Genomic DNA, 18,443 nt, shown 5'->3' on the forward strand with positions numbered 1-18,443 from the left:
CGTCAGGGCTCTTCCGCCCGCGTCCCGACGTGGACGCGGGCGGGAGGGGCATCAACTCACGGCGGAGTGGACTGGCAGCTCGTGGAAGGCGATGCCGGGCAACTCCAGGTGGCGCACTGCCTCCATGAAGCGCAGGGTGCCGATGAGCATCGTCGCGAAGTTGCCGACCCGGAACAGGTCCACGTCCGAGGGCATGGAGTTGGCATCGAGGATGGGCTCATCGGGTCGCGAGAGCGCGAAGCGACCACAGGTCGGGCAGGGCGGTGGCACGTCCGGCGGAATGCAGTCGGGATGGAGTCGACCGCGTGGCTCGATTTGGAGATCGAGCAGCTCGGGCGCGGTCTTCTGACGAAACCGCAGCTCTGTCCGGCAGCCTGTCAATCCACGGAGGCCCTGCGCCTGGAGTTGCTCCAGCGCGTCGCGGCGCACGAGCAGAATCGAAGTCCCTTGCCATGTGAACGGGCCGAATGCTCCCGAGGCGCGGCCAACCCTGGGGCCAAACTCAGTGCCAGGTGGCAGCTCCGAATTCGTTGGGGCCAGGGGGCGCACCTGGGCTCGCAGCCGCGCGAACTCAGTGAAGGGCTCGGGGCGGGGCCGCTCGAAAAGAGTGTGCTCGGGCAGTGAGGACAGGTCCACGCAAGGGTAGTGGTGACCCCACGAACTCCAGGTCACGCCGCACTCCGGGCACTTCGCACCGGGCAGGGCCCACTTGAGAGCCCCGTCGAACGAGCCGTTGAAGACGCTCGTCGCGGCCTCGTCCTCCCGCAGCCAGAAATACCGAGTCATGTGTTCGAAGCCCTCATGCTCCCGGGCGAGAATAGTAGGGCTGAACGGGGCCACCGATGAGCTGGAATCGGTGGATGAGTTCGCCCGCGTGCTTGTAGATGTCCTCGGGGCTCGCGCTCTGATTCAGGTCTCGATACTGGCGCCAGGCCTTGTTCCAAGGACCCCCACGACCGTCGTTCCCATGAATGCGGCGATGGAGGTCACGGGGGATGGGCATCGTGTAGTCGTGGATCTTCACGCCCTGTCGCTCGAACCATCTCGCGAGGTCCTCTGCCTGAGGGAAGATGTGGTGCTTCTCCCAGCGTCCTGGCGTGAGCTGGTGCGTAGGTGGAATGACGCGATCGGGCGCGCCATTCCAGTGAGGGAAGACCATGACGGCCCCGCGAGGGAGTCCCTGGCGATTACCCCAGTTCCTGCGGGGGCCACTGCCTGGTGCGGCAGCGGCGGCAGGGGGGCGTGCCGGAGGAAAGCGCACCCGCTCGATTTCGCTGGGCAGGTCCTCACAACGGTAGAGGCCACACATGTCATCCGAACACAGGACCGTGACGCAGCGATCCTCCTCGGGGCGAGCGCACTCCTCCACCTCGGCTTCGTCCCAAGCGCGATGAATCGGGTGCTGTGAAGCGGAAGCGCAGCCCAGCGCGTGGACGACCCACAAAAGCCAGAGACCTCGAGCAATTCGCATGCGCCGCGAAGCGTAGCATTCAGACTTGCCGGAGCTTTGCGTGCAGTTGCGCCTGGGCTTCCTGGTGATGAGAGGCGGATGCTGCGCGTCGCTACTTCAGGCGAGCGGCAACCTGACGCTCCACGTCCTCCCAGGGGACTGTCTCGACGCGGCCTTCACGGATGTCCGTGGCGCGACGCTCCAGCTCTTGCGACCACCCTGAATCGGAGTCCTCCTGAGCGGGCTCCTCATCGAGGGTGAGCAACTCATCCTTGGTGGCCATGAGGTGAAACCTACTCGCCGTCGCCGCCGTTGGCAGCAGGGACTTCACGCACCAGGTCGAGGCGCCTCCGCCTCCTCGGACTCCACGCCGTAATAGGCCAGGCACTCCGTCTCGCGGCCTCTCACGACGCGCCGACCGTCCAGCGGTCCACCGTGCGCGGTGACGAGGGTGCACTGTCCCTCGTCGCCCTCCTGGTCGAAGTACAGCACCACCCAGTCATGCGTCGCGTTCTGCTGGTGTGCCATCGCCGTGTTGGAGAACAGCGCCCGCACGTTCCACCCATCCAGCGTGCGCCGCATCACCGGCAACCACGCCTCACCTGAGGGATTGAACCTCCGAGGCGCGATGGTCCGCAGCTCGCCCGCGTCCGCCTTACGGCGGTACTCCTCGTCCACCCGCAGCAACAACCCCACCTCCGGCCGAGGCCCCTCGTCCTGACTCGCGCTCTTGCGCGCCGCTCCTCGCCGGTTCCTCCCCAGCCGCGCCTCGAGCAAGTCGCGCACCTGCTGCCCGCGGCGCGGTCCGAAGCCCTCCACCGCCTCGAGCCTTCCGTCGTGCGCCGCCTGCTCCAGCTCCTCCAGCGAGCGCACTCCCAGCTCCTCGTGAATCCGCCGCGCCAGCTCTGGTCCGATGCCCGGCACACTGGCGAGCAACTGCTCGGGCGAGGACTCATCCTCCAGGCGCTGCAACAACCCGAGCTGCCCCGTGCGCACCAGCTCCGCCACCGCCGCGGCGATGCTCTTGCCCACCCCCGGCAGCTCCCGCAGCCCCGCCTCGCCCTTCGACGCCAGCAGCTCCGCCACGGACTCCGGCCACTGGCCAATCGTCCCCGCCGCCTTGCGGTAGGCGGAAATCCGGAAGGGCATCGCGTCCTGCCCCTCCAGCAGGTCCGCCACCCGCTCCAAGGCATCCGCGATGCCGATGTTGTCCTTCCATCCGACGCCCATGGTTCCTCGGAACTTGGAGCGTCGGACGCATGGCGACCACCCCGGCACCACCCACCGGGCAGGCAGGCGAGCGCCAGTCCCTCAGGGAGCGTCCGCGACGATGGCGTCCGCCTCGATTTCCACCAGCATCTCCGGGGAGATGAGCTTGCTCACCTCCACCATCGACGTCACCGGCCGGATGCTGGCGAAGAACTCTCCGTGCGCCCGGCCCACCTCCTCCCAGCGGGAGATGTCCGTGACGTACATCCGCGTCCGCACCACATCCTTCAGGCTCGCGCCCACCGCCTGGAGCGCGGATTCGATGTTGCGCAGCGTCTGGACGGCTTGCAGGTAGGCATCCCCCGCCCCGACGACCTGACCCGCGGCGTCCGTGGCCGTGGTACCGGAGACCGAGACGAAGGGCCCCACCCGCACCGCTCGCGAGTAGCCCACACGGGGCTCCCAGGGGGTACCCGTGGAGTGATGGGTCCGCTGCATGGCTGCCTCCGAAGGCGAGAAAGTGTGGGCGGACCCTCCCACGGGCCTCGGCCGGACCGCCAGGGGCTCCTTGCTGGCTGCAAGGAAACACGGCCCGTGGTAGTTGGCCCCGGGTCATGACGAACGAGCTCGACAGGGAGGTCGCCCGGCGGCGCACCTTCGCGATCATCTCCCACCCCGACGCGGGCAAAACGACGCTGACGGAGAAGCTGCTGCTGTACGGCGGCGCCATCCACCTTGCCGGCAGCGTCAAGGCCAAGCGCGCGCGGCGCCACGCCACCAGCGACTGGATGGAGCTGGAGAAGGAGCGCGGCATCTCCGTCACCTCGTCCGTCCTCCAGTTCGTGTACCGGGACCACGCCGTCAACCTGCTGGACACCCCGGGCCACCAGGACTTCTCCGAGGACACCTACCGCACCCTCGCCGCGGCCGACGCGGCGGTGATGCTCATCGACGCCGCCAAGGGCGTCGAGCCGCAGACGAAGAAGCTCTTCAAGGTGTGCCGCCTGCGCGGCATCCCCATCTTCACCTTCGTCAACAAGCTGGACCGCTACGGCCGCGAGCCGCTCGAGCTGATGAACGAGCTGGAGCAGGTGCTCGGCATCCGCTCCTACCCGATGAACTGGCCCATCGGCATGGGGCCGGAGTTCCGCGGCGTCTATGACCGGCAGGCCCGCGTCGTCCACGTCTTCTCCGCCGAGGGCTCCCACGGCGAGTCGGAGGTCGGCGAGCGCTCAATCCCCATCGACTCCGAAGACATCAAGTCCGTGCTCACCGAGTCGGAGCTGGCCAGGCTCCACGAGGAAATCGAGCTGCTCGACATCGGCGGTGACGAGTTCACCCGCGAGAAGAGCGACTCAGGCCAGCTGACGCCCATGTTCTTCGGCAGCGCGATGACGAACTTCGGCGTGCGCCCGTTCCTCGACGCCTTCCTGGACCTGGCCCCCGCGCCCACCTCGCGTCAGACGACGCTGGGCCCGCGCGAGCCCAACAACCCCAAGTTCGCCGGCTTCGTGTTCAAGATTCAGGCGAACATGGACCCCTCCCACAGAGACCGCATCGCCTTCATGCGCGTGGTGAGCGGCCGGTATGTGAAGGGCATGAACGCGTTCCACTCGCGGCTGGGCAAGGAAGTGCGCCTGGCCAAGCCGAGCCAGTTCCTGGCCGCCGAGCGCACCGCGATTGAAGACGCCTGGCCCGGAGACGTCATCGGCCTGTTCGACCCGGGGCAGTACCGCATCGGCGACACGCTCGCCGAGGGCACCGACGTGGAGTTCGAGGGCGTGCCGCGCTTCAGCCCCGAGTACTTCGCCGTGGTGCGCTCCAAGGACCCGCTGCGCCGCAAGCAGATGGAGAAGGGCCTGGAGCAGCTCTCGGAAGAGGGCACCGTGCAGATCTTCCAGCAGCTCGCCATGGGCATGAAGGACCCCATCGTCGGCGTGGTGGGCGCGCTCCAGTTCGAGGTCCTCCAGTACCGGCTCGAGCACGAGTACGGGGCGAAGATTGCCCTGGACCGGCTGCCCTTCAGCCACGCGCGCTGGGTGGTGGGGGCCAACTTCGACCCCAAGTCCTTCGACTGGGAAGGCAACCGTCAGACGGTGCAGGACCGCGACGGCCTGCCGCTGGTCCTCTTCCGCGACGACTGGGCCCTCCAGCACGCCGAAGACAAACACCCGGACCTGAAGTTCCTCAACGAGGCGCCCATGCTGCGCAAGCTGACCTCCAGCGCCACGGGGAGCTGAGCGCGGTACCGAAGCGATTCTTGAGCTGTAATAAGACGCCGCCGGGCGTACCCAGGGGAGGTCTGGTTTGACTCCTCCGGGCCCAGGCGGCGCACGCTCGAAGCGCTTTTGAAAATCACGGAATAAATCGGCAGCGCAGAAAACGACTGGGTCGCGTTGGAAGGACAACCCCTTTCAATTCGAAAGAGACAGCCATGTCATTGCTGCGTCGCCGCCTCGCGGAGAGTCTTTCCGCGTTGGGTCTTGTCGTGTCCGCCGTCCCTGCCTTCGCCGCCGTCCCTCCCATCACCCCCATCCCCAACCTGTGCGCGGACTACACGCCGACGCTGGCGGACTGTCAGAACCCTGTCTTGTTCTGTGCGAAAATCGCACGCATGGCCGCGGATACCAATCCCAATGCGGCCTGTAACACGCTCATCAAGAACGCGGCGACCAGCGCGGCGGCGGGGATGGGCCAGCGCACGGTGGTGGTGCCGCCCACGCTGAACGCGGCGGGGCAGGTCGTCGCTCCGGATGCCGCGACGAAGTCGGTGGCCTTCCTGAAGGATGATGCCAACACCCTGAACCTCAGCGGCCTGTCGGGCTTCTACCTGGGGACGGTGCATCGGGCTCAGGCCTACTTCCCGGCCACGACGCCGTTCGCGTCCCGGGTGAAGCTCAGCCGCTCCCAGCAGCGCACGGGCTGGGAGAACAGTGGCAACGTCATCAACTCTTGCGCCGAGTACGTCTTCGAGAAGTACTACGACTACAGCGTCTTCGAGGATGCCATCGCCGCGGCGGGGACCGACTACCGCGCCATCTACAACATCGCGTACGGCGTCGCCGTGAATGGCAACCCCGTCCCGGTGTCAGCCATTGGCACGCGAGGCATCTCCAACCCGACTCAGCGGGGCAGGGATGCCACGGCCTTCCAGCCGTCCATCACCTTCCCCACGGGGCTGCCCAAGAACGAGTTCTTCACGGTGCCGGCGGACGTGAGTAATGCCAAGATCACCATCAACCAGGGCACCGAGGACAAGGCGGCCGTCATGCCGGGCGTCCGTGGCGGAGCCCGCATCGTCCTGAAGAGCGCGGGCCGGACGATGAACCTGTATGGCACCGTCCTCCCCACGGCCATGCGCACCACGCTCAGCCAGGGCGCCAACTACTACAACGAGAGCTGGAGCTGGCATAAGTCCATGGGCCAGCGAAACGCGGCCGTGCTGGACGAGGAGATGTACGCGCTGGAGCGCATGAAGTCGGACTTCGCCTCGCTGCTCCGGCAACGGGCGCAGCTGGTCTCCACCATCCAGTCCGAGGTTGGCAATCAGTACCGGCCGCTGCCCGGGACGTTGCAGGCTGGCGCGGCGCAGGGCGCCATGTTGGACGACGAGGACCCGGTGAACCCGCTGGTGGGCATGGCCTATTCGCTGGTGGCGCTGGATGCCGCCATCGAAGCGGCGCTGGTTACTGCGCAGTCGCGTGGCTGCCTCGCCTTCCAGAGCGGCACCGCGCCCGCGCCGTGTGACTGGTCTCCCAAGCGCTTTGCCCAGCGGGTGTTGAACCTGTATCAGACGCCCCGTGAGCAGGCCTTCCAGAAGTGCGTGGACTACACCAACGACGACTTCGCGGCGCTCAAGAGCAAGGCCCTGGTGATTGCTGGCAAGGTGAACTTCCCCGCGCAGGACTACACGACGCGGCCCTCCGTTCTCGAGACCTACTTCCCGCGCCGGGACACCTATCTCAATGCCCTGTCCGCGGCGACGGGCGCGGTGCGGGACCCCTACACGGCGGCCCTTCGCATGAAGTGGGATGCGGGTGACAGCTACAGCCTGGGGGATGAGACGTTCGGCGCCACCGCCGACTACCAGGTGTCCACCGAAATCAAGAACGTGACAGCGAGTGATTGCGCCATGTCCCCGGAGGTCTACGGTCGCTTCGACGCCACCGGTCGCGCGTTCAGCACGAGCGTCCAGCTGGTCCATGCCGAGGCGAGGATCTCCGACACCCGCGCCGATGTCGACCTGGACGTCCTCGACAACACCATCCCCGTGTTGGATGTGCACAGGGACCTGGTCGCAGGCCAGTTCAACCTGGTGTCAGGCTCGCAGTCAAAGTCCGCGACCCTGGTCAATGTGGAGACGACGTTCGTCATCGTGGTGGTGCCCGTCACGCTGGGCGCCAAGGTGGCGGGAGTGGTGGGGCTCGACTACAGCGTGGGCGGTGAGCACAAGGTGACTCCGATTGGGTCCACCGGGTGCCGGGTGAACTCCATCAGCCTCGCGGGGAAGATTGAGCCCTATGCGAAGGTGGATGGAGAGCTGTACGCAGGCGTCGACCTGTTCATCGTCGAGGCGGGCATCAAGGGCAAGCTCCAGCTCGTGCATGCCTCCGTCCCCGTCGAGGCCACGGTCGGCCTGAACTACGGCGCGAACGGCGCTTCCGCCTTCACGCTCGGGATGGCGGGCAAGGCCGACCTCAAGTTCACGTTCCTCTCCGGGAGCATCGCCGCCTATCTGGAGGTGGGCATCTGGCCCCTGGAGGAGGAGTTCGAGGCGACCATCGTGAGCTGGGACGGCATCCACGACAACGTGAAGCTGTTCGACAGGAACGTCTCCGTGCTGGTCGCCGACCTGCGCGCGCTTTAATCACAGTCACGACGGGAGACGTCCATGAACACGCGAAAGACTCTCATCGGTGGTGCCGTGCTGGCACTGCTCCTCTGCACAGCCGCCTGGGTGGGTTTGGGTCATGAGCCCAGGGCGTCTCCCGTCGCAGGACCCCTCCAGTTCCGCTTCCCGCCGGGGCGGAGCTGGACGTATCGCCTGGACTACACGGCCGACAGCCGCGTCCAGCTCGCCGGCCAGGGGAAACAAGCCTCCCTGGCGGGTGAGGTGCACCTCACGGGGGACCTGGTGCTTCGTGGCCATGGCGCGCAGGGCTCGGTGCAGCGGGTGGGCCTGCGCTTGGAGAACCTGAGCCAGCACTCGCTGCGGGTCCTCGGGCAGGAGCTGCTCCCGGATGCCTCCTCCGTGGACGCGGTGTTCAGCGGCCGGGAGGCCCTGCTGGAGGTGGACCCGGATGGCGTCGTGCGCGCGGTCTCCTTCCGCGAGGATGACCCGTCGCTGTTCAAGAACACCGTGCAGTCGCTGGTGGGCGAGCTCCAGGTGGTGCTCCGTGAGGGGGCCACGTGGTCGGTCGAGGAGCCGACCTCGCGGGGCCGCGCTCGGACGGAGTACTCGCGGCGGGACGAGGACGCGGAGGCGGTGCGGCTGCTCAAGCGCCGCGTGGAGTACGTGGAGCTTCGCGGGATGGGGCAGGGCGGCACGGTGAGACTCGACTCGCGCTTCGAGGCGGACGTGGCTCGCGAGGGCGTGCTGGACCGGGTGGACGGTGAGGAGACCGTGGAGCGCCTGGGGACGGACGGCAACGTGTCCGCGGCCTCGCATGTCCGGGTGAGCCTGGTCCGGGGTGCCACGGGCCACTTCGAGGAAGAAGAGGCCCCGGTGGTCGCCGCCGTGTTCCAGCGCCTGGCGCCGGGGACGATGGTGGTGGACCCGAAGGTGCGGGCGCGGATGTTGACGCAGCAGGTGGATGGCATGACGGCCGACCGCCTCTTCACGCTGCTCGAGCAGTTCGCCAACGTCGGCACGCTGCCGGACCACAACCACTTCCTGCTCCAGGCCACTGGCCTCTTGGAGCAGCAGCCGGAGCTGTGCGCGCGGCTGGTGGAGCTCTTCCGGCGGCCGACGCTCCAGGTGAAGGGGCGCGCGTTGCTCTTGGATTTGCTGGCCGGCACGGGCACGCCCGAGGCGCAGGCCGCGCTCGTCCAGGCGCTGTCCTCACGAGAGGCCACTGGGGATGCGCGGTACGGCATGTTGCTCGGGCGGCTGTCCCTGGTGACCAATCCCACGTCGGACACGGTGCGCTTCGCGGAGAAGACCTACGCGTCCACGGAGGGCGAGCTGCGCGTCGCCAGCACGTACACGCTGGGCTCGACGGCGGGGGCGCTCTACCGGCAGGAGAAGTCACCCGAGGCCTGGGCGGCGGTGCAGCGGCTGGCTGACGACCTCCGCGCGTCGAAGGCCCCGGAAGAGCAGGCTCACTTCCTGATGGCGCTGGGCAACGCAGGGGTCGTCGAGCAGGCCGAGGTCATCGCGGGCTACGCGAGCGCGACGAGCCCCGAGGTGCGTCGTGCCTCCGCGAAGGCGCTGCGGAAGATCGCGACGCCGGAGGCCACGATGACCTTGTTGTCCCTGGCGGCGGACACCCAGCAGCCCGTGCAGGCCACGGCGTTGGAGTCCCTGGGCCGGCGCCCGCTGGACACGGGGCTGCTGATGGACCTGCGGGACCTGGCGCTGAACGGCGGGGTGAAGGTGGAGAACTACCACGTGTTCGTGTCGCTGGTGGCTCCGTACCTGGAATCGGAGCCGGACGTGGTGCGCGAGCTGCTGAGTCACCTGCTCACGCAGGACGTCCGGGACCGGCAAGTCCTCACGCGCATCCGCGGCCTGCTGGGGACCTGAGGCGAGCGCGCTACTTGTAGACGTTCACGATGCCGCCCCGGAACGCGGAGTCGCGCAGGACGAGGCCTTCCTTGTAGAGGCGGGCCGCCTTGGGGCCGACGAAGAAGTCCTTCGGCTGGCCGCGCCGGAACGTCTTCTTCACGTGCTCCTCGATGTCCATGAACAGGCGCCGGAAGCGGTCCGGCGCCGCGTTCTTCCGGCCCGTCTGCGCGGTGATGTCCAGCTCCGCCCAGAGCTGACCGCTGAGCAGCTCGCCCTCCTCGTTGGTGCGGCAGCGCTCCAGGAAGATGACGGGCGAGCGCACCTCGTCCACGCGCCAGTAGCCCTTGTCCGGGCCGCGCTTCATCTTGTCGACGATGGCGGGGCCCAGATCGCTGGCCACCAGGTACATCTCCTCCTCGGGCAGCCGCCCCATGTTGTCCTGGTGGGCGCGGAACGTCGTCCAGTCCGCTGGAACGCGCCGGGGGTACACCTCCAGCACGAAGCGCTCCAGGAAGCGGAAGAAGGCGAGCTCGTCGTCGGGACTCATGAAGTACTGAAGGACATTGGCCATTGCCCGGCCCTCATACCCTTGTGCTCCTCTCCGCGAAAGCCCGGGGTGAGGCGGGTTATAGAGACTTCATGGATACCTGGCTGCTTTCCCGGATGCAGGAGCTGAAGGACCTCCAGGGGCTCATTGGCCTCGCCACGTGGGACCAGGAGACGTACCTGCCCGCCAAGGCCGGCTCCGCGCGCGCCCATCAGCTCTCCACCCTGCAGGGCATCCACCACGAGCGCCTCGTGGACCCTCGGCTGGGGGACGCGCTGGCCAAGGCCGCCACCGAGGCGGGCCTGACCGACGACGAGCGCGCCATGGTGGCCATCCTCCAGCGCGAGCGGGAGCGCGAGGTGTGCGTGCCCTCCGCCCTCGTCCGCGCCCTGGCCGAGGCCCAGAGCCATGGCCTCCAGGCGTGGCGCGAGGCCCGCAAGGAGCGCCGCTTCGCCCGCTTCCAGCCCGCCCTCCAGCGCCTCCTGGAGCTGCGCCGCGAACAGGCGGACGCGTACGGCCACGCTGGCGAGCGCTACGACGCCTTGCTGGAGGGCTACGAGCCCGGCATGCGCGTCGCCCGGCTCACCCCGGTGCTGACCACGCTGCGCGAACAGCTCATCCCCATGGTGGGCAAGCTCATGGGCGTGAAGCGACAGGTGCCGGCCCACTTCGACGGGCATCGCTTCGACAAGGACGCGCAGTTTCGCTTCACGCTGCGGTTGCTCGCGGACCTGGGCTTCGACCTGGAGGCGGGCCGGCAGGATTTGAGCATCCACCCCTTCACCGGGGGCACGCACCCGCTCGACGTGAGGCTCACGACGCATGTCGACGAGTCGAACCCGCTGCCCGCCCTCTTCAGCACCATCCACGAGGCGGGGCACGGCCTGTTCGAGCAGGGCTTCGCGCCCGAGCACCACCGCACGCCGCTGGCGGCCTCTCCGTCCATGGGGCTGCACGAGTCGCAGTCCCGGCTCTGGGAGAACATGGTGGGACGAGGTCGCCCCTTCTGGGAGCACTACTTCCCGCTGCTGCGCGCGAGCTTCCCCGACGCGCTGGCCCACGTGGACCTGGACGCGTTCCACGCCGTCGTCAACGACGTGCGCCCGTCGCTCATCCGCACCGAGTCCGACGAGGTGACGTACAACCTCCACATCGCCGTGCGCTACGAACTGGAGCTGCTGCTGATTCGCGACGAGCTTCCACTCGCGGACCTGCCCGCCGCGTGGAACGAGCGCATGGAGCGCTACCTCGGCGTCACGCCGCCCGACGACACGCAGGGCGTGCTCCAGGACATCCACTGGGCCTGGGGTGAGCTGGGCTACTTCCCGACGTACTCGCTGGGCAACCTCTACTCGGCCTCGCTCTACCGCGTCGCCGCGCGGGAGCTGCCGGATCTGGACGGACAGCTTCGCCAGGGGAAGATGCTGCCGCTGCGCGACTGGCTGCGTGAGCGCATCCACCGCCAGGGCTTCCGGCTGCCAGCGGAGGCGCGGGTGCGCGAAGTCACGGGACAGGGCCTCACCGACGCGGACTTCCTCGGGTACCTGCGCGAGAAGTACGGCGCGCTCTACGGCGTCACGCTCTGAGGTTCGCCGCGGACGCGGGCGAGCGGAGTGGGCCGCTCGCCCTTGCGGCAACTCCGCTCAGAACGAGAACAGGAGCGGGTGGCAGGAGCGGGCCAGCCGCAGCGCGTCCTTCGCGAGCGTGTACGAGCCTGGATCATCCGCGTCCAGCCATGCGGTGCGCGCGACGAGGCTGCTCAGCTCGAAGCACAGGCTGGTGGTGCGCCGCGACAGCCGGCTGTCCTTGCGCAGCGCGCGCACGTTGAGCTCGCACAGCTCCGCGCACTGCCGCAGCACGCGCACGGAGGCGCTGCTCAACGGCTGTCCCTGCGCCACCAGCCTCGCCATGCCCGCCTCGCAGGACGCCTGGCACTGGAGGCTCGCATCAATGCAGCGCGACACGTCCGCGCGAGCACCACCCAGTCTCGCTCCCGTCATCGCTCGCACCTCCGAACCGCTAACCAGGGTATGCACGCCAAGCAGGGGGGCAACTGGAAGTGAGGCATGCGATGCCAGATGTTAAACGGTCACCATGCCCAAGCTCACGCTCGTCCCTGACGAAATCGAAAATTATGCCCGCGCTCACACCGCTGCGCCCGCGCCACTCTTCGAGGAACTCAAGGACATCACCCAGGCGCGCACGTCTTCTCCGGGTATGCAGGTCGGGCCCGTCGAAGGCGCCTTCCTGAGAATGCTCGTCTCGCTCACGAGTGCGAAGCGCGTCTTGGAAATCGGGACCTTCACGGGATACTCGGCGTTGATGATGGCGGACGGGCTCTCCGACGACGGAGAGCTCATCACCTGCGACATCAACCCGGAGACGGCCGAGATTGCCCGCTCCTTCTTCGCGCGCAGTCCGAATGGCCGGAAAATCCAGCTCCGACTCGGGCCTGCCTTGGAAACCCTGAAGACGTTGCGGGGCCCGTTCGACCTCGTCTTCATCGACGCGGACAAGGGGAGCTACAGCGCGTACTGGGACGCGGTGGTGCCGCTGGTGCGCCCCGGAGGGCTGCTCGTCGCGGACAACGTGCTGTGGTCCGGGCGCGTGCTGAGCCCCGAGTCCGCGCAGGACCACGCGGTGGTGGACTTCAACGCGAAGGTCGCCGCGGATGCGCGCGTGGAGCCCGTGCTGCTGACGGTGCGCGACGGGATGATGCTCGCGCGCAAGCGGCTGACTCAGTAGCGCGCGAGGAAGCGCGTCAGCCCGGGCCGAAGGGCCTCGCGCTGGGCGATGCACTGGTCCACGCGCTCCAGGGACTGCGCCAGCGCGCGCTCTCCGCCCTCGAAGTCGCGGGCGCGTGGGGCGAAGAAGCGCTCCACCTCGTCGCGGTGCGCGGCGTCGCAGAAGAAGCCGCCGCTCGACAGCAGCCACGTGGAGATGTCCCTCGGCAGCCGCTCGCGCAGGGTGTCGAAGTGCTCGCGCAGGAAGCGGAACGCCACCTCGCGCGTGTGCGTCTCCGCGAGCTGGCTGAAGAGGATGGCCAGCGCCTCGCGCGTGTCCACCTTCGCGTCCAGGAGCAGCTCCAGGCTGGCGCGAGCGAGCGTCGCGTCGCGGAAGCCGCCCAGCGCGCCGAAGAGCAGTCCGCGCTCCTGCTCGGTGGTGGCGGTGCGGGCGGCGTCTCGCAGCCGTTGGTGCAGGGCCGCGTCTCCCGCCACCGCGGCGGACTGGAGCACGGTGGCCGTGTCCTCCCGAGGAAGAGAGGCCCGGTCCTCGAGCCAGCGCAGCGTGAGGCGCCGGGCCTCCGCGCGCAGCTTCGGGTCCTCGCCCTCGTTGGCCGCCATCCACATCAGCGTGGGGCGCATCAGCCGCAGGTCTTCACTCTCGCCGGGCCGGGACACGAAGCCCACCGAGCGCGCGCGGCTTCCAAAGAGTCCGCGCACGAAGCGCGCCCGGTGCGCACGCAGCGAGACAGGAACCAGGTCCGTGTGCACGCTGCCCACCACGCCCGCCGCGCTGTTCACCAGGTCCGGGTCCCCTTCGCCCAGCCGCGTCACCAGCGTGAGGGCCTGGCTCACGTCCAGCTCGCCGCTGGAGAGCAGCGCCTGCGCGTCCGCCATCAGCACCAGTCGCTCCGGAATGGTGAGCTGCCGGCCGCCCTGACGCGTCAGCCGCTCCATCCCATCTCCGCGCAGGAGCGCGTGGTAGTAGCCGCGCGCGTCCGCGTTCGGGTGGACCCAGTCCGGGCAGCCCTTCGCCTCGGTCAGCTCCAGCGAGCCCGTGGGCTCGGTGAGCACCGTGCAGACGCGGCCCTCCTTCGGGCCCACGGCGTAGCGCACGCACAGCGGCACCTGCCAGGGCCGCGAGTCCTCCGCTGGCTTCGCGCCGAGCGGCAGGTATCTGCGCTGCTCCAACGCGAGGCGCGGCGGGCCGTCCTTGGGGCACTGGAGCGTCATCGCCACCAGCGGCACGCCGGGCTGGTCCAGGAACGAGGAGAAGACGGGCGCGACGTCCCGGCCGGCCTCAATCGAGAGCGCCTGGAAGAAGTCCTCGGTGGTGGCGGTGCCGCGCGCATGCGCCTGGAGGTAGTGGCGCACGCCGCGCTGGAAGGCGTCGGCGCCCACCCAGGACTCGAACATGGCGAGCACCGCGGCGCCCTTGCCGTAGGTGATGCCGTCGAAGGCGCTGTGGATGTCCCCGGGCGCTTCGATGGGCTGGCGGATGCTGCGCGCGGTGACGAGCCAGTCCTCGCGCATGGCGTGGCCTCGGGCCTCCACGCGGCGGATGTCTCCGCGCCACTCCGGACGCCACCGCTTCACCACCTTGAAGGCGAGCCAGTCCGCGAAGGACTCGTTGAGCCACAGGTCGTCCCACCACGCGGGGGTGACGAGGTTGCCGAACCACTGGTGCGCCAGTTCGTGCGCCTGCGTCTCCGCGAAGCCGCGCTGGCGCCACACGGTGTCCTTCCCGGGCTCGGCGAGCACCAGCGGCGCGCCGAAGGTGATGAGGCCCGGGTGCTCCATCGCTCCGCCCAGCACCCCCGGCACCGCGAGCACATCCAGCTTCGCGTAGGGGTAGGGCGTGCCGAACCACGTCTCCAATTCCGCGAGCAGCGGCGGGGTGACGGACGCGGCCCAGCTCGTCTCCGCCGCGCGGCCCTTGGGCACGACGACGCGCACGGGCACGCCGTTCTGTCCGGCCCGCCCCGCGTCCACCGCCTCGAAGGGGCCCACCGCGAAGGCCACCAGGTACGTGGGCAGAGGCTGCGTCGTCTGGAAGCGCACCGTCTTCCAACCGTCCGTCCCCGCCTCCTCGGCGCGCACGGGCGTGTTGGCGAAGGCGGAGTCCTCCGCGCGCACGCGCAAGGTCAGCGCCCAGGGAATCTTGAAGGCGGGCTCGTCGAAGCACGGGAAGGCGCGCCGCGCGTACAGCGGCTGGAACTGCGTCATCGCGTACCAACTCCCGTTCTCCTGCTCGCGGAAGACGCCGCTGTCCTCCTTGTCGTACGCGCGGCCGGAGTACTCGACGTGCAGCGTGACGTGGCCTGCGGGCAGCGGCTCGCGCGCGACGAAGGCGAGCAGGTCTCCTCCGACGGGCAGCGCCTCCGTGGACACGCGCGTGTCGCCCACCTGGAAGTGGCTCTGGCTCACCGTCAGCTCGGAGGCGTGCAGCCACAGCGTGCGCGTGGGCGCGGACAGGGACAGCTCCACGTCCACCGTGCCTCGGAAGGTCTCCTTCCGCGGGTCCAGCTCCAGCGTCACCGTCTGCCGCGTGGGCCGGGCGGTCCAGTCCAGTCGCAGGCCCGGGGGCGAGAGGACACTGGGGTCCTCGACGGGGGCTGGGACGACGCGTGCTCGCGCGACGGGTGAGGGCGCCAGCGAGGCCGCTTCACGCGAGCCGCTGACGCAGCCCGTGTGGAGGAGCGCCAGCAGCAGGACGATGACCGCGCCAGGGTGTCCGAACCGCATCGAGAAGCTCCGTCCGCCAGTCCAAGGGCGACTCGTGACGGGAGGCATTCCACCACCGCCGCCCGGGAGACGGTAGCGCTTCGATGCGGTGTCAGATGTGACGCGGTGGCGTGACAGCGCGATGCGGCGCTCAGCCACCGACGACGGGGAAGGCGGCGAGCAGCTCGATGAGCGCGGGGCCATAGAGCTGCAGCCGCTTGTCACCGAAGTAGGGCACCTGGGCCAGCTCCTCCACGTTCCGGGGCGGCTGCGCGAGCAGCGCGTCCATCAGCGGGTTGGTGAGCACCACGCTGGGCGTCACCTTGCGCTCGGTGGCCTTCTCCACGCGGAACGCCTTGAGCGCGTCCTCGCGCTTGCGGCGGTTGGTGTCCTTGGGGCCCTTGTTCTCGCGCTCCTGGGGCAGCTCTCCGTTGCGCGACTTCTCCAACTGCACGCGGACGATGGCGAGCACCTCTTCACCATGGGAGCGCACGAAGGAGCCTCGCACCCCCGCCGCGCGCGCCAGGTCCTTGGGCGTGGTGGGCAGCCGCGTGGCGATGTCCGCCAGCGCCATGTTGGAGAGCATGCGCCCCATGGGGACGTTCTCCTGCTCCGCCCACTCCAGCCGCTTGCGGTGCAGCGCGTGGGCGATGGCGTTCGCCAGCGTCAGCTGCGTGGGGGACAGCCCCGAGCGCGGCAGCTTGGGCTTGAAGTCCGCGCCCACGTCGGGCCGCGCCACGGCCTCGTCACAGAGCCGGTCGCAGTCCAGCACCACCTCTTCCAGGATGCCCGCCTCGCGGCACGACTCGCGCACCTGCCGGCCCAGCTCGCACAGGTAGCGCACGTCGTTGGCGATGTAGGTGTGCATGCCCGGGGGCAGGGGGCGCAGCGAGAAGTCGGACTGCTGATGCTCCTTCGGCAGCTCCACGCCCAGCTTCTCCCGGGCCACGTCCGCCAGTCCGACCTTGGGCCAGCCCAGCAGTGTCGCGGCCCGGTGCGTGTCGAACAGGCCCCGCACCCGCACCCCGCCCTCGGCCAGGAACTGCAAATCCCCCTGGGCCGCGTGGAAGTACTTGGTGCGCTCCGGGTCGGCCAGCAGTGGGGCGAGCAGCCGGGCCTCCACGCCGGGCTGGAGCGTGTCGAAGAGGAACACGTCCTCGTCGGTGGCGACCTGGAGGAAGCACAACCGGGCGCGGAAGGCGTGCATGGAGTCGGCCTCCAGGTCCACGGCCAGCTCGCGGGCCACCTCCAGCTTCTGGAGGGCGCTCTGGGCCCCAGCGGAATCCACCACGTCCACGTCACCCTGCGGGTAGGTAGGCATCGAGCTGAGCAGGCTAGCGGACCGGACCGCCTGAATGACGTGTTTTTTCCCGGGCCGCCGCTAGGATGGCCACGCCGATGAATGACGTCCAGCGCTTGGAAAAGAGTCTGCTTGGCCACATGGGCCGGGCCATCGCGGACCACCGCCTCATCGAGGACGGGGACCGCATCATGGTGGGTGTGTCCGGAGGCAAGGACTCCTACACCATGCTCTACCTGCTCCGGGAGCTGCAGCGCCGCGCGCCGGTGAAGTTCGACCTGCTCGCGGTGAACCTGGACCAGGGACATCCTGGATTTCCGGGACACATCCTGGAGGAGTACTTCCAGCGGGAGGGCTACCCGTACAAGCTCCTCAAGGAGGACACGTACAGCATCGTCCTGGAGAAGACGCCGCCCGGCAAGACGCAGTGCTCGGTGTGCTCGCGCATGCGGCGAGGCATCCTCTACACGGCGGCGGTGGAGCTGGGGTGCACCAAGATTGCCCTGGGCCACCACCGCGACGACCTCATCCACACGCTGCTCCTCAACATGTTCTTCGCCGGCTCCATCAAGGCGATGCCGCCCTTGCTCAAGAGCGATGATGGGCGCAACGTGGTCATCCGGCCGCTGTGCTACGCGCCGGAGAAGGACATCGCGAAGTTCGCGGAGCTGAAGGCCTTCCCCATCATCCCCTGCGACTTGTGCGGCACGCAGGAGAACCTCCAGCGCAAGCGGATGCAGCGGCTGGTGGAGGACCTGGGCAAGGAGATTCCCAACGTCCGGCAGAGCCTTCTCAACGCGATGGCCAACGTGCGGCCGTCGCACCTGATGGACAGGGCGCTCAACCCCGACCCGCTGAACGCGAGCGAGGCGGAGGTGGCGGTGGCGCCCACTCAAGACACGCAGGACACGCAAGGGGGAGCCAGTCCATGGCTCGAGAGCAGGCAGTGAGCGCGCGCAAGGAGCGTAACGCCGCGCTGGTGGAGGCGATGTTGCTGGCGGCGATGGCCGACGGCCGTGTGTCTCAGCGGGAGATGCAGACGTTGCTCAGCCGCGTGCTGGAGCGGCCGGAGTTCGAGGGCACGCGTCCGGAGGAACTCAACGCGCTGGTGGAGACCAGCGCCGCGCGGCTGTCCGAGGCGCGCGACCTGGAGGACGTGCTCGCGTCGCTGCGTCGCCGGCTGCCGGACCACAAGAACCGGATGCTGGCCTTCGGTCTGGCGGCGGCGGTGGCGCTGGCGGACCAGCGGGCCACGCGCACGGAATTGGGGCTGCTCAAGACGTTCCAGGCCGCGCTGGGCATCTCCGAGGACGAGGTCGCTCAAATCATCGACGTCATCGAGAACGGTGGCAGCCTGGCGGAGGCCCTGGGTGAGCCGCTGGAGCGGCTGTACGCGGAGGTCATGGTGCTGGTGAGCGCGGCGGACGGGCGGCTGAAGGAGGCCGAGGCCCGGGCGCTGGTGGAGAGCTTCGCGGCGGACCCCCTCTTCGAGAACGTCAGCCCCGAGCGCGCGCAGAGCTTCGTGAGCGAGTCGGTGGCGGCGCTGTCCGCCGAGGGGCTGCCCCAGCGACTCCAGGTGCTGACCCACGGCCTGACGACGCACACCCAGCGGGTGAAGGCGTTCCGGCTGGCCACGAAAATCGCCCACGCAGGGGGCGAGCCCAGTCTTCCGGAGCAGCGCATCCTGGACATGCTCCAGGCGACGTTCGGTCTGGCAGACGACGAAGTGGCGCGACTGGGCAGGGAGGGGTAATCAGGGGGGC

Annotated in this window: 16 protein-coding genes; 7 read left to right on the forward strand and 9 right to left on the reverse strand. The window is 68.9% G+C overall.

Going from position 1 to position 18,443, the window contains the following annotated elements; translation table 11 throughout:
• Nucleotides 1-51 precede the first annotated feature (51 nt).
• The 5 genes from sitI6 to ACN469_RS40055 all read right to left on the reverse strand — a co-directional run bounded on the left by sitI6 (nucleotide 52) and on the right by ACN469_RS40055 (nucleotide 3,157).
• Nucleotides 52-786 (reverse strand): SitI6 family double-CXXCG motif immunity protein, encoded by a 735-nt coding sequence (gene sitI6 / locus ACN469_RS40035; RefSeq protein ID WP_498777046.1) that lies wholly within the window; start codon nucleotides 784-786, stop codon nucleotides 52-54.
• Between the two features lie 13 nt (nucleotides 787-799).
• The gene (gene sitA6, locus ACN469_RS40040; RefSeq protein ID WP_498777048.1) at nucleotides 800-1,471 is read right to left on the reverse strand and encodes a SitA6 family polymorphic toxin lipoprotein; all 672 of its coding nucleotides are present in this window, start codon (nucleotides 1,469-1,471) and stop codon (nucleotides 800-802) included.
• Nucleotides 1,472-1,562: 91 nt separating this feature from the next.
• Nucleotides 1,563-1,733, reverse strand: a complete 171-nt coding sequence (locus ACN469_RS40045; protein ID WP_498777050.1) for an addiction module protein — start codon at nucleotides 1,731-1,733, stop codon at nucleotides 1,563-1,565.
• 44 nt (nucleotides 1,734-1,777) lie between these two features.
• Nucleotides 1,778-2,680: a helix-hairpin-helix domain-containing protein gene (locus ACN469_RS40050; RefSeq protein ID WP_498777052.1), complete on the reverse strand. Its 903-nt coding sequence runs from the start codon at nucleotides 2,678-2,680 to the stop codon at nucleotides 1,778-1,780.
• A gap of 81 nt (nucleotides 2,681-2,761) precedes the next feature.
• The gene (locus ACN469_RS40055; RefSeq protein WP_498777054.1) at nucleotides 2,762-3,157 is read right to left on the reverse strand and encodes a RidA family protein; all 396 of its coding nucleotides are present in this window, start codon (nucleotides 3,155-3,157) and stop codon (nucleotides 2,762-2,764) included.
• Between the two features lie 116 nt (nucleotides 3,158-3,273).
• On the opposite strand from ACN469_RS40055, the gene ACN469_RS40060 reads away from it, so the two are divergent.
• The 3 genes from ACN469_RS40060 (at nucleotide 3,274) to ACN469_RS40070 (ending at nucleotide 9,404) form a co-directional block, all read left to right on the forward strand.
• Nucleotides 3,274-4,899: a peptide chain release factor 3 gene (locus tag ACN469_RS40060; protein WP_498777056.1), complete on the forward strand. Its 1,626-nt coding sequence runs from the start codon at nucleotides 3,274-3,276 to the stop codon at nucleotides 4,897-4,899.
• A 194-nt stretch (nucleotides 4,900-5,093) separates the two neighbouring features.
• Nucleotides 5,094-7,526 (forward strand): hypothetical protein, encoded by a 2,433-nt coding sequence (locus tag ACN469_RS40065; RefSeq protein ID WP_498777058.1) that lies wholly within the window; start codon nucleotides 5,094-5,096, stop codon nucleotides 7,524-7,526.
• 24 nt (nucleotides 7,527-7,550) lie between these two features.
• Nucleotides 7,551-9,404 carry a HEAT repeat domain-containing protein gene (locus ACN469_RS40070; protein ID WP_498777060.1) on the forward strand — a complete coding sequence of 618 codons (1,854 nt, stop codon included), beginning with the start codon at nucleotides 7,551-7,553 and terminating at the stop codon, nucleotides 9,402-9,404.
• A gap of 10 nt (nucleotides 9,405-9,414) precedes the next feature.
• Here ACN469_RS40070 and ACN469_RS40075 read toward each other — a convergent pair whose 3' ends face one another.
• A complete protein-coding gene (locus ACN469_RS40075) occupies nucleotides 9,415-9,957 on the reverse strand; it encodes a hypothetical protein (protein WP_498777062.1) in 543 nt (180 codons plus the stop codon).
• A 68-nt stretch (nucleotides 9,958-10,025) separates the two neighbouring features.
• On the opposite strand from ACN469_RS40075, the gene ACN469_RS40080 reads away from it, so the two are divergent.
• Nucleotides 10,026-11,519: a carboxypeptidase M32 gene (locus tag ACN469_RS40080; RefSeq protein WP_498777064.1), complete on the forward strand. Its 1,494-nt coding sequence runs from the start codon at nucleotides 10,026-10,028 to the stop codon at nucleotides 11,517-11,519.
• A gap of 57 nt (nucleotides 11,520-11,576) precedes the next feature.
• Here ACN469_RS40080 and ACN469_RS40085 read toward each other — a convergent pair whose 3' ends face one another.
• A complete protein-coding gene (locus ACN469_RS40085; protein ID WP_498777066.1) occupies nucleotides 11,577-11,933 on the reverse strand; it encodes a four-helix bundle copper-binding protein in 357 nt (118 codons plus the stop codon).
• 94 nt (nucleotides 11,934-12,027) lie between these two features.
• On the opposite strand from ACN469_RS40085, the gene ACN469_RS40090 reads away from it, so the two are divergent.
• On the forward strand, nucleotides 12,028-12,678 hold the full coding sequence (locus ACN469_RS40090; RefSeq protein WP_498777068.1) for an O-methyltransferase: 651 nt from the start codon (nucleotides 12,028-12,030) through the stop codon (nucleotides 12,676-12,678).
• Here the strand turns inward: ACN469_RS40090 and ACN469_RS40095 are convergent.
• Nucleotides 12,672-15,401: a M1 family metallopeptidase gene (locus tag ACN469_RS40095; protein ID WP_498777070.1), complete on the reverse strand. Its 2,730-nt coding sequence runs from the start codon at nucleotides 15,399-15,401 to the stop codon at nucleotides 12,672-12,674. The two genes, ACN469_RS40090 and ACN469_RS40095, sit on opposite strands and share 7 nt — an antisense overlap.
• A gap of 130 nt (nucleotides 15,402-15,531) precedes the next feature.
• Nucleotides 15,532-16,701 carry a ribonuclease D gene (locus ACN469_RS40100; protein WP_498777072.1) on the reverse strand — a complete coding sequence of 390 codons (1,170 nt, stop codon included), beginning with the start codon at nucleotides 16,699-16,701 and terminating at the stop codon, nucleotides 15,532-15,534.
• Nucleotides 16,702-16,766: 65 nt separating this feature from the next.
• Here ACN469_RS40100 and ttcA point away from each other — a divergent pair, with 65 nt between their 5' ends.
• Together ttcA and ACN469_RS40110 are read left to right on the forward strand one after the other, a co-directional pair.
• Nucleotides 16,767-17,630 (forward strand): tRNA 2-thiocytidine(32) synthetase TtcA, encoded by an 864-nt coding sequence (gene ttcA / locus ACN469_RS40105; RefSeq protein WP_498777074.1) that lies wholly within the window; start codon nucleotides 16,767-16,769, stop codon nucleotides 17,628-17,630.
• Nucleotides 17,609-18,433: a TerB family tellurite resistance protein gene (locus ACN469_RS40110; RefSeq protein WP_498777076.1), complete on the forward strand. Its 825-nt coding sequence runs from the start codon at nucleotides 17,609-17,611 to the stop codon at nucleotides 18,431-18,433. Before ttcA ends, ACN469_RS40110 begins: the two co-directional genes overlap by 22 nt.
• Nucleotides 18,434-18,443: the final 10 nt, after the last annotated feature.

Origin of the sequence: Corallococcus terminator (genome assembly GCF_049194865.1) — a bacterium.
GTDB lineage: Bacteria > Myxococcota > Myxococcia > Myxococcales > Myxococcaceae > Myxococcus > Myxococcus terminator_A.